Source organism: Chryseobacterium sp. SC28, from assembly GCF_003932955.1.
In the GTDB taxonomy this organism is placed as follows: domain Bacteria; phylum Bacteroidota; class Bacteroidia; order Flavobacteriales; family Weeksellaceae; genus Epilithonimonas.
This window is the reverse complement of the sequence record NZ_QOVY01000019.1, coordinates 40,885-51,670: the sequence shown is the minus strand read 5'-3', so window position 1 is coordinate 51,670 and position 10,786 is coordinate 40,885. Positions and strand designations below refer to the sequence as shown.

Annotated in this window: 9 protein-coding genes; all 9 read left to right on the top strand. The window is 41.7% G+C overall.

The window, feature by feature from the left end; genetic code table 11:
- Positions 1–220: 220 nt before the first annotated feature.
- The 9 genes from gldK (at position 221) to DTW91_RS10485 (ending at position 10,780) form a co-directional block, all read left to right on the top strand.
- A complete protein-coding gene (gene gldK / locus DTW91_RS10525; protein ID WP_125203338.1) occupies positions 221–1,639 on the top strand; it encodes a gliding motility lipoprotein GldK in 1,419 nt (472 codons plus the stop codon).
- Between the two features lie 34 nt (positions 1,640–1,673).
- Positions 1,674–2,351, top strand: a complete 678-nt coding sequence (gene gldL / locus DTW91_RS10520) for a gliding motility protein GldL (RefSeq protein WP_125203337.1) — start codon at positions 1,674–1,676, stop codon at positions 2,349–2,351.
- A 47-nt stretch (positions 2,352–2,398) separates the two neighbouring features.
- A complete protein-coding gene (gene gldM, locus DTW91_RS10515) occupies positions 2,399–3,976 on the top strand; it encodes a gliding motility protein GldM (RefSeq protein ID WP_125203336.1) in 1,578 nt (525 codons plus the stop codon).
- A gap of 56 nt (positions 3,977–4,032) precedes the next feature.
- On the top strand, positions 4,033–5,247 hold the full coding sequence (gene gldN, locus DTW91_RS10510; protein ID WP_125203335.1) for a gliding motility protein GldN: 1,215 nt from the start codon (positions 4,033–4,035) through the stop codon (positions 5,245–5,247).
- 59 nt (positions 5,248–5,306) lie between these two features.
- On the top strand, positions 5,307–6,338 hold the full coding sequence (locus DTW91_RS10505) for an NAD(P)/FAD-dependent oxidoreductase (RefSeq protein WP_125203334.1): 1,032 nt from the start codon (positions 5,307–5,309) through the stop codon (positions 6,336–6,338).
- Positions 6,339–6,422: 84 nt separating this feature from the next.
- Positions 6,423–7,136 carry a phosphoadenylyl-sulfate reductase gene (locus DTW91_RS10500; protein WP_125203333.1) on the top strand — a complete coding sequence of 238 codons (714 nt, stop codon included), beginning with the start codon at positions 6,423–6,425 and terminating at the stop codon, positions 7,134–7,136.
- A gap of 15 nt (positions 7,137–7,151) precedes the next feature.
- Positions 7,152–8,060 carry a sulfate adenylyltransferase subunit CysD gene (gene cysD / locus DTW91_RS10495; RefSeq protein WP_125203332.1) on the top strand — a complete coding sequence of 303 codons (909 nt, stop codon included), beginning with the start codon at positions 7,152–7,154 and terminating at the stop codon, positions 8,058–8,060.
- 169 nt (positions 8,061–8,229) lie between these two features.
- Positions 8,230–9,468: a sulfate adenylyltransferase subunit 1 gene (locus tag DTW91_RS10490; protein WP_125203331.1), complete on the top strand. Its 1,239-nt coding sequence runs from the start codon at positions 8,230–8,232 to the stop codon at positions 9,466–9,468.
- A 19-nt stretch (positions 9,469–9,487) separates the two neighbouring features.
- The gene (locus tag DTW91_RS10485; protein WP_185144773.1) at positions 9,488–10,780 is read left to right on the top strand and encodes a TSUP family transporter; all 1,293 of its coding nucleotides are present in this window, start codon (positions 9,488–9,490) and stop codon (positions 10,778–10,780) included.
- Positions 10,781–10,786 lie beyond the last annotated feature (6 nt).

Here is a 10,786-nt window from a genome sequence, read left to right as displayed (position 1 = left end):
TTTTGAGTAAGATTGTTCATTTATTTAATTATTTGATAATCAATTAAATATACGGATTTTTATCCAATTGAACAATCTCTTTTTTATTTAATTCCTAAATGCACAACAGGTTAATTTCATGCATTGTGAAATATTCTTTAACAATTTACGTTCAGAATAAAAATTGTTAATTATTCATAAAAAAAATTATATATTTACCGCTTAATTTCTTTAAAATAGGATGAAAAGGATATTACTAATATTATTATCGACGTCGGTTATTGTTTCTTGTTCCAAAGGGAATAAGGGAAATACAGGTAAGCCGGGCCTCAAGGGAGAGCTTGTTCCGAGAGGATCCTCTAAATCATTCATTGCTGAAAGGCCTTATGGAATGGTTCCAATACCGGGTGGCTCCTTCGTAATGGGGATGGCAGATCAAGACTTTGCAGCCACACCGGAAAAAGCCATGCCTAAAACCGTCACCGTATCTTCCTTTTTTATGGATGAAACCGAGATTACCAACGCAGAGTACCGCGTATTCATCAATGCGGTGAGAGATTCTATAGCAAGAGCTCTGCTGGCCGAAGCAGCCGGCGAAGGAGGTGCAGATGGCGAAGATGGCGGTTCTATTGCAGATTATGCCTACGCAGCGAAGAAAACAGACGACGAGGTCACGCCGTATCAGCAATTTTTAGAGTCACAAGGAGGAAGAGATGGGTATGACGAATCCAAAAAATTGGACTGGAACGTGCCACTTCAATATAACACGTCCGAGTATCCTGATGAAAAGTACGCAGAAGTTTTGGAATCTATGTATTTGCCCGCAGATAAAAGAATCAATAATGAACGAATCATCGACTGGTCCAAAATCAAATATAACTATCAGTGGGAAGATGTGATGTCTGCAGTGAAAGACAAAGACCGAGGTACAAATTATCTCAAGAAAGAGAGCATTGCCGTCTATCCCGATACCACCGTTTGGGTAAAGGATTTTAATTACGCTTATAATGAGCCATTATTTGATCAATATTTTTGGCATAATGCTTACAAGGAATATCCTGTTGTAGGTGTTACTTGGGATCAGGCAAGAGCATTCTGTGATTTCAGAACCAAAATGAAAACCGATTTCAACAACAGCCAGAAAAAGAAAAAGCAAAAAGCCATGCGCTTCCGTCTTCCAACAGAAGCCGAATGGGAATATGCTGCCAAAGGCGGTATAGAAAATGCTACTTATCCGTGGGGAGGACCTTATTTGCAGGACGACCGCGGCTGCTATTTAGCCAACTTCAAACCGAAAAGAGGAACTTATATAGAAGACGAAAAGAAAGGAAACTATACCTACACTGCTCCCGTAAAGAAGTTCCAGAAAAACGGTTATGGATTATATGATATGGCCGGAAACGTTGCCGAATGGACCGAGTCTCCTTACAACAATTCTACCTACGAATTCTCCTCAACACTGAACCCCTATCTTTCCAATCAAGCATATAGAGAAGTCAAAAAAACCGTGCGAGGTGGCTCGTGGAAAGATGTAGGATATCTTTTAATGACCGGATACAGGGACTGGGAAAGAAAGGACTCTGCAAGAAGCTATATCGGTTTCAGAACCATCCAAGATATCCCTTCCGGAGCTGCCAAATTTAAAAGAACTACCAAATAATCACTAACTAATTACTAACTAAAAAATACAGAACATGTTTAAAACTAAAGACTCAATCACGAATTTTATCTACTCGTTTGGTGCAGCAATCGTTATCTTGGGCGCACTATTTAAAATGACACACTGGAGCGTAGGTCCTATTACCGGTAATGTTGCACTTGCAATAGGTTTGATTACGGAAGCATTAATCTTTTTATTCTTCGCATTCGATCCACCAAAATCCGAAGAAAACTATGCTTGGGAAAATGTTTATCCTGAATTATTGGATGATTCCGCTGCCAGAACGCCTAAAAAAGTCGCTAGCAATGTTGAAAACAAAGAATTGGAAGTGTCCCTATCCGATAAACTGGACAAAATGTTGGCCGAAGCTAAATTAGACGTCAGCCTATTCGAAAGACTGAAAGGAGGAATTGATAAATTCTCTTCGTCTGTGGATCAGATCAATCATACAGTGGACATTTTTGCATCAACACATAAATATAACGAGCAACTAAACTTGGCAGCCTCTCATTTGGAAAGCATGAATGCCTTATACGCACTTCAGCTCGAGCAGGGTCAAAAACAATCAGAATTCAGCAAAAAGTATATTGAAGATATTCAAAAATCTGCCACCTATTCGGAAAAATTCAACGATGAATTACAAGGATTAACCAGCAATCTAAATAATCTCAACAGGGTTTATGGTGGCATGCTTAGCGCAATGAAGTCTTAACCACTATCATTTTAATTTTTGTATAACAATTAATTTAATTTATTAAAATGGCAGGAGGCAAACAGACACCACGTCAGAAGATGATCAACCTGATGTACTTGGTTTTCATCGCTATGCTCGCGATGCAGATCGATCAGGAAATCATCAGATCTTATAAAGATACCAACGAATCTTTGACCAGCACAAGAAAAGACATCGTTGAACGTAAAAATAAAATTTTCTATATTACCCTTCTGGAAAAGGCTAAAACCTCTCCTGAAACCTACGGACCCTTGCAGGCTCAATACGAAGGTCTATCTGCCAAGACAGATGCCCTCGTAAATATGATAGAAGGCTACAAAAGTACTATGAGTACCAAAGCAGAATACAACAGCGAACTGCCTGCTGAGGAAAGTTTTACAGCGCTTAATAATACAGAACCCGCTACAACTTTGTTCTTCAAAGATGGAGACGAAAAAAAACTTTCTCCTCAGGCAGATGCATTAAAAAATAAAGTGGACGACTTGAGGAACTACATTATCTCTACCTTCGGATCTAATACGCAATTGAAAGAAGTGGCCGATAGAGCTCAAAAAAATCTTTGGGCAGAATTTCGAGGAGGAGATAAGAGAGCAAAAAGCGGTAAAAACTGGTTCCAGTATAAGTTTTACAACCAGCCACTGATCGCAGCACTTTCGAATCTTGAATTGGTCGAATCTGAAGCGAGGAACTTGCAATCCGATGCTATCACAGCTATGCTTCAAGAGAAAGTGGATGCAGATATCAAGTTCAATGCTTACGAAGCTTTAGTCTCAGGTCCTAGCTCAGTAATGAAAGGAGAACCAGCACAGATCAAAGTGGCTATTGGAACTTTTGCCAGCACAGTCCCGGGTCTTACTATTTCCGGCGTGCAAAGGGTTGAGAACGGACAAGGAATCATCACGCCAAATACATCAACGCCTGGCGAACAAAAATTTGGAGGTGAAATTTCTTTTACCGACAAAAACGGAAAAGTCATCCAGTTGCCGTATTCTCATACACTTACAGTCGTATCGGGTCAAGAAGCGCTTAAGGAGCAAAGTGGGGCTATTTTATCGGCTGATAAAATGAATGTCTTGTACAGAGGCTTGGCCAACCCTGTTTCCGGATCGATTTTGGGTGCTGATTTGTCTGCAACCACCTTATCTGCTCCGGGCGCAACCGTTACCGGCGGAAAAGGTAAATGGATGGTGACACCGGGTGCCGGCAATACCATTAAGTTGACAATTTCCGGAAAAGCACCAAGTGGCAAAGTGATTTCGCAGGGATTTGATTTCAGAATTAAAAATATTCCTCCGCCAAGAGGAGAAATAAGAGGTAAGAGCTATGTCCCTATGACCGCTAGTTCGATCCCGAAACAAGAGCTCTCCGCGAACTTACCGGACTTCGATTTCCCGGTTAAATTCAAAGTGGTAAGTTTCAAAATTAAAGTGCCCGGCAAAGCTATAATGCCTATTAATGGTAATTCCTTGGCACCAGCCCAGTCTTTGATAAGCGGCTTGAGATCTGGCGATGCGGTTACGATATTTGATATCCAGGCAACTGCAGAAGGTTTGAATGGCGTTGTTCTTCCTAATATTGGAAGTGTAGTTATAAGCGTATTATAATTTAACGACCGTTTTATATGTTAAATTAATCTGATTGATGTTATATTCAATTTATTATGAAAAAAATTATTTGTAGTTTACTTTTTGTTTCTTCTATGATGAGTTATGCTCAGAGTAGCATACTTAATGCCGATTCCCCGCAGACTTTCAGAGAAATCAGAGAGGTGAAGAAGGATAGCATAACTCCCCTTAAGTATGGATTTATAGAAGATAAAGACATTTTAAGAAGTGTAGTCGTATGGGAAATAATTGATATGAGTGATAAAATCAATCAGCCTTTTTACCATAATGCAGACGGTCTTGTAACACAGAACAAATCCCTGTATACCATCCTACTTGATGCCGTCAACAGCGGTAAAATAAAAGAAGTATATAGCGATGATTCTTTCACGACCCGATTGTCTCCCGAGGAAATTGCTTCAAAAACATCTTCCGTGATGGTGGATGATTACTTTACCGAAACCTTGAATGCAAATAAGATAGAAGAAGCCGAAGCTCAGAAATTACTCAAATATTTTACATCCCTCAGAGGAACCGGAGACGAGGCCGTCAATTCGCTTTTTGCAAACTATTCCACAAGACTGGAAGGGGTCTATGGATTTAATGGAAGCGCTCAGCCCACTGCGACTGAAGAAACGGTGATAACCGGTAAAGGAAAAAAGAAAAAAACGGTCAAAAAGAAAACCGCTGCTCCTTCTATCGATCCGGATACGGTTTTAATCCACCTCGATGGCAACTGGTACAAAATCCGAAAAAATGACATTGCAGCCAATGTGGATCGGATCGTTACCAGCACCGAAAAAGTGAAAGCTCTTAAACTAATGGGTATGTGGTATATCGACAAAAGAGATACCCAACTTAGATACAGATTGCTTGGCCTTGCCGCAATGGGAGAAGATCCAAACGGAGCCAAATTAAAAGCCGCCGAAGCGCAAGCAATGGCAAGCTCGGGTCAGCCTGTGGATCCCAACAGCCTCTCGAAGCCGGAGCTAATAGATCTTTTCTGGATTTATTATCCCGATGCGAGACAAGTGTTGTCCAGCAATTATATTTTCAACGCCAAAAATGCTACTTCGGATATTACCTTTGACGACGTTCTTAATGCCAGAAGATTTTCTTCTGTGATCTATAAAGTCAATAACGGACTGGGAAGAGGAGGAAGCGGCGTCATCGACGAATATATCCCCAATGATGCCGAAGGACAATTGGAAGAAAGTGACCGCATCAAAGCACAGATTCTGCAAATGGAAAATGATATGTGGAATTACTAACATTTCTCATAGTCCCAATACGAAAAAACCTGAGTATCTTTACTCAGGTTTTTTGTTTTATGAAGCAAGTAGATTACATCATCGTAGGCGGCGGATTTGCCGGTTTTTTTCTCGCGCACCAGTTTCTTTTGAGCAATAATTCTTTCCTAATTTATAGTGCCGGACAAGTTTCGGCGTCCCATATTTCTGCCGGTATCTGCAATCCTGTTATCCTCAAAAGATTTACCACATTTTGGAAATCGGCAGAGCAGATGGACTACTTGGAAACCATCTTTGCGGAAATCGCGGCCTATACCGGAAAAAATTACATTGTAAAAGAACCCGTGGCCAGGATTTTTCACGACGATGCAGAGAAGAAACAATGGCTGCGAAATGCCGAGAAAGACAATCTAAAACCATTTTTAGATCCGAATTTTGTTCAACTAAAGACGGTCGAAAATCCACTCGAGTCCGGAATCGTCAAAGACTCCTGCAGAATAGATGTGGAAAATTTTTTCCAAGATATGACAAGCTATTTTACCGCTGCGAATCAGTTTGTTTCCGAGTCTTTTGATTACAATGCCATCGACGCAGAAAATTCAACCTATAAAAATATCAAATACAAGCACATTATTTTTTGCGAAGGTGTCGCCGTAAGAGACAATCCTTATTTTGATAAAATTCCGGTTCTGCCCAATAAAGGCCATTGCTTGGAGATCAAAATCGATCAAAGTATAGATCCGTATGTCATCAAAAAGAAACATTTTCTGTTTCCTCTTTCCGAAAACCGATTTTATTACGGTGGAACTTATGACCGATTTAGTACAACCCCGGAAATACAACTCCAAAGTGTTGAAGAATTAGAAAACGGACTGAAATCTTTTTATAAAGGAAATTACAAAATTACCAAGGTCAAAGCCGCTTTCCGCGCAACAGTCGCTGATCGCCGGCCAATTCTTGGAACGCATATCGACATCAAAAACTTCCATATTTTTAACGGACTCGGCGCACGCGGTGTTTTGAACGGCAGCTATTTTTCCAAACAGATGTTCGATTATTTGGAGCATCAAGTTGAGCTAGATCCCGATATTGACGTGAAAAGATTCTATTAAAAAATACTTTTGCGCCATTCATATTATACCAATTTGGTCAGATATATGCGAATCATTAACTTTGTGAGCAGTAATTATAAAACTATGCATCAAGATTTAAAAGCATTCTATCAAACATTAGTTGAAGAAAAGGTTTTCGATAGCGCTCCGGAAGATACTGTTTCCCGGCTTGCCGTTCTTTTTCCGCAAGAAGTCTGCTTTTCTACAAGTTTCAGTATGGAAGATCAGGTCATCACGGATCTTTTAAAGAATTCAGACGTCAAGATCTTTACCTTAGACACCGGTCGCCTGTTCGAAGAAACCTACAATACTTGGACATTGACCAACTCAAAATACCAAAGATCAATCAAAGCCTATTATCCAGATCAAAATGAGTTGGAACCTTTTGTTCAGGAAAGAGGTCCCGATTCCTTTTACACATCAGTCGAAAACAGAAAACAGTGCTGCCATATCAGAAAAGTGCAACCTTTGAAACGAGCTTTGCAGGGAAACAAAGTTTGGATTACGGGCCTCCGGGCAGAACATTCCCCAGATCGGGAAAACCTTCTGCAACTGGAGTGGGACGAGTCCAACCAAATCATCAAATACCATCCATTGTTGTATTGGACTACGGAAGACGTCAAAAATTATATCAGAAAACACGATATTCCCTACAATATTCTTCACGACAAAGGCTTCCTCAGCATCGGATGTGCGCCCTGTACACGGGCAATACAGCCGGGCGAAGATTTTCGCGCAGGCCGCTGGTGGTGGGAAGATGCCAATAAAAAGGAATGCGGTCTGCACGTTCACAAATAAAAACATTAGCATTCAATGTCAAAATATCATCTGGATTATCTAGAGCAGCTAGAGTCCGAGGCTATTCATATTTTCCGGGAAGTCGCAGGTCAGTTTGAGCGGCCTGCTTTGCTTTTCAGCGGTGGCAAAGACAGCATTACGCTCGTTCATCTGGCATTGAAGGCTTTCCGCCCCGGCAAGTTTCCGTTTCCATTGGTTCATATCGATACCGGTCATAATTTCCCGGAAGTGCTGGATTATCGAGACCAATTAGTCGAAAGCATCGGAGAGAAACTCATCGTTCGAAAAGTAGAAGACACGATCAAAAACAAATCTTTGACCGAACCAAAAGGCAAATTACCAAGCAGAAATGCCTTGCAAACGTTTACTCTCTTGGACACCGTGGAAGAATTTGAATTCGACTGCTGCATCGGAGGCGGACGGCGAGACGAAGAAAAAGCCAGAGCCAAGGAAAGAATTTTCTCCGTTCGCGATGATTTTGGACAATGGGACCCGAAATTGCAACGCCCCGAACTTTGGAATACCTACAACGGAAAAATTCACAAAGGCGAGCAGGTGCGGGCTTTCCCCATCAGCAACTGGACCGAATTGGACGTATGGAATTACATCCTGAAAGAAAAAATTCGGCTTCCCGCCATTTATTTTGCCCATCAGAGAGAAGTTCTCCATTTCGACAATCAGTTGATCGCCATGAACGAGTTTGTAAACCTTGACGAAAACGACGTCGTCACCACAGAAAGTGTGCGCTACAGAACCGTCGGCGATATGACTTGCACCGCAGCCGTTTTGTCCACCGCAACAAATTTGGAACAAGTCATTGCAGAGATCATCACCACCAAAACCAGCGAAAGAGGCGAAACCAGAATAGACGACAGAACTTCCGAAGCGGCAATGGAAGATCGCAAAAAAGCCGGTTACTTCTAAAAGATTAATAATAAGGAGCCGGGAACCTGCTGTCCGCTATATCTTTTGCTTTTTCATAGGTGAAAAAAAAGCAAAAGGATGCCGCTACCATCAGGGCTATTGAGCAATTCTCTGCAAACTGAGCTTCAAAAAAAAACGAGCAACCATCAACCAACAACTGACAAAAAAAATGGACATATTGAGATTTATAACTGCCGGAAGCGTAGACGACGGAAAAAGTACCCTGATTGGCAGATTATTGTACGATAGCAAGAATATCCTTATCGATCAGCTGGAAGCCGTAGAACGCGCCAGCAAGTTCAAAAACGACGGCGAACTTGATTTGGCTTTGCTGACCGACGGCCTGCGTGCCGAAAGAGAGCAGGGCATTACGATTGATGTCGCATACAAATATTTCTCAACCCCAAAACGCAAATTCATCATCGCAGATGCGCCGGGCCACGTGCAATATACCCGAAATATGATCACGGGAGCCAGCAATGCCGCTTTAATAATTATTCTCATCGATGCGCGCAACGGCATTATCGAGCAGACCAAGCGGCATTCCATCATTGCATCCTTGCTCAATATTCCCAACGTGGTGGTGGCCATCAACAAGTTGGATTTGGTTAATTATTCCAAAGATATTTTTAATAAAATTAAGCAGGAATATTCCCAAATGGCAGATCAGTTGAGTCTTAAAAATGTGGTTTATATCCCCATCAGTGCTTTGAAAGGTGATAATATCGTAGATATCTCCGAAAATCTCTCTTGGTACGATGGCAAAACCTTATTGGATCATTTGGAAACCGTAGAATTGCAAAGCACCATCAATTTGGAAAAAGCCAGATTCCCGGTTCAATATGTGATTCGGCCACAGTCGGAGGAATATCACGACTACCGCGGCTACTCCGGAAAAATCACGAGCGGAATTTACAAAGTGGGCGATGCCGTTACCGTGTTACCTTCCGGGTCTCAAAGCGAAATTTCGGCAATAGAAGTTAATCAGCAACAGGTTGATGAAGCGTTTGCACCTCAAAGTGCTATTCTGCATTTGAAAGACGATGTCGATATCAGCCGTGGCGATTTGATTGTAAAATCCAATGATCTACCCAAACTCGAGCAGGAATTGGAAGTTCTGGTCTGTTGGATGGGCGAGAAACCCTTGAAAGTTGGTTCCAAATATCTCATTCAGAACAATGCGATGCAGACCAAAGCCGTCATCCGCGAGATCGAATATAAGTTGGACGTCAACAGTTTGGAAAAACAAGAAGTGGAGCAGGTTTCCCTGAATGAAATCGTAAAACTGAAACTCAAGACGGCAAAACCTTTCCCCTTCGATCCTTACAAAGACTTGGCTTCCAACGGTGGCATCATCTTCATTGATGAAACCAGCTTTGTCACCGTGGGCGCAGGTTTGATTCAATAATTTCCTAAAAAACAGAACCGTGACCAGCCAGATCTCACTGCCCATCTTCATCAATGCTTCTACCAATAATATTTTGATAATCGGCGGCGGAAAACTGGCTTCCGAACAGCTCAATGATCTGATGCAGAATATGCCCGAGACAGACATTTCTATCGTGGCAAAAAGACTGTCCGACGATCTCAAAAATCTGTTGTTGGAGAACACATCGGTGAAGATTATCAATGATGATTTCCAAGATAAGTATACGGAAATTGCGGATCTTTTCATCGTAGCTACGGAGAACGAAACTCAGGATCAAGCGATTATTTCAACTTTAAAGAAACATAAAAAACTTTATTATGCTCCCAATTTCCCGATGGAAAGCGATTTTTTCCTACGCACGGCAACAGATCCGAACGTAGAGAAAACGCTTTTTCCAATTAATAACGAAAAGAAATGGCGCAGGATAGCCACTGTTTGTTTTCTGGCTTTTGTATTGCTTCTCATTGGCAACATTCTTTCGTTTTACATCGGCTTCAAAGATCTGGAAGTCGCTTATCAATATTTGAATGCCAATACAGACGAACGTTTTTTTTGGCTTTTTCTGGTCGGTTTTTTAGCGCAACTGATCGATGGTGCTTTGGGAATGGGCTATGGCGTGACTTGCACCGCAGCATTGCTGTACATAGGGATTCCTTTGCCTGCCATCAGCAGCAGCATCCACACCGCAGAGATGTTTTCCAGCGGAGTCTCGGGCTTCAGCCACTACAAATTTGGGAATATCAACAAAAAATTATTCAAAAATATTCTGATTCCAGGCGTTTTGGGAGCCATCTTGGGCGCTTTGATGTTGTCTTATCTGGGCGAAAAATATGCAGTGATTATCAAGCCCATTCTTGCGTTCTACACTTTCATCTTGGGGATTAGAATTTTGCTAAATGCATTCAAAAAGAATAAGACACGCAAGAAAACCAAACGAGTTGGTTGGTTGGCGGGCGCAGGCGGATTTTTAGATTCATTCGGCGGTGGCGGATGGGGACCGCTCGTCACATCCACTTTGATTTCAAAAGGAAAAACACCTCGCTACGTTATCGGAACTGTGAGTTTGACTGAGTTCTTCGTCACGTTCGCCAGCGCATTGACCTTCTTTTCAGTGATAGGAATCAGCCATTGGCAATTGATTGCGGGATTGATTCTTGGTGGCGTTTTGGCCGCTCCTGTCGCCGCAAGATTAGCCGGAAAATTGCCTGTGAAGGCAATGTTCATCGGCGTTGGAGCGATTGTTATCATTTGGAGTTTAAATGTCTTGCTTAAAACATTTCACGTTCTATAATTGGAA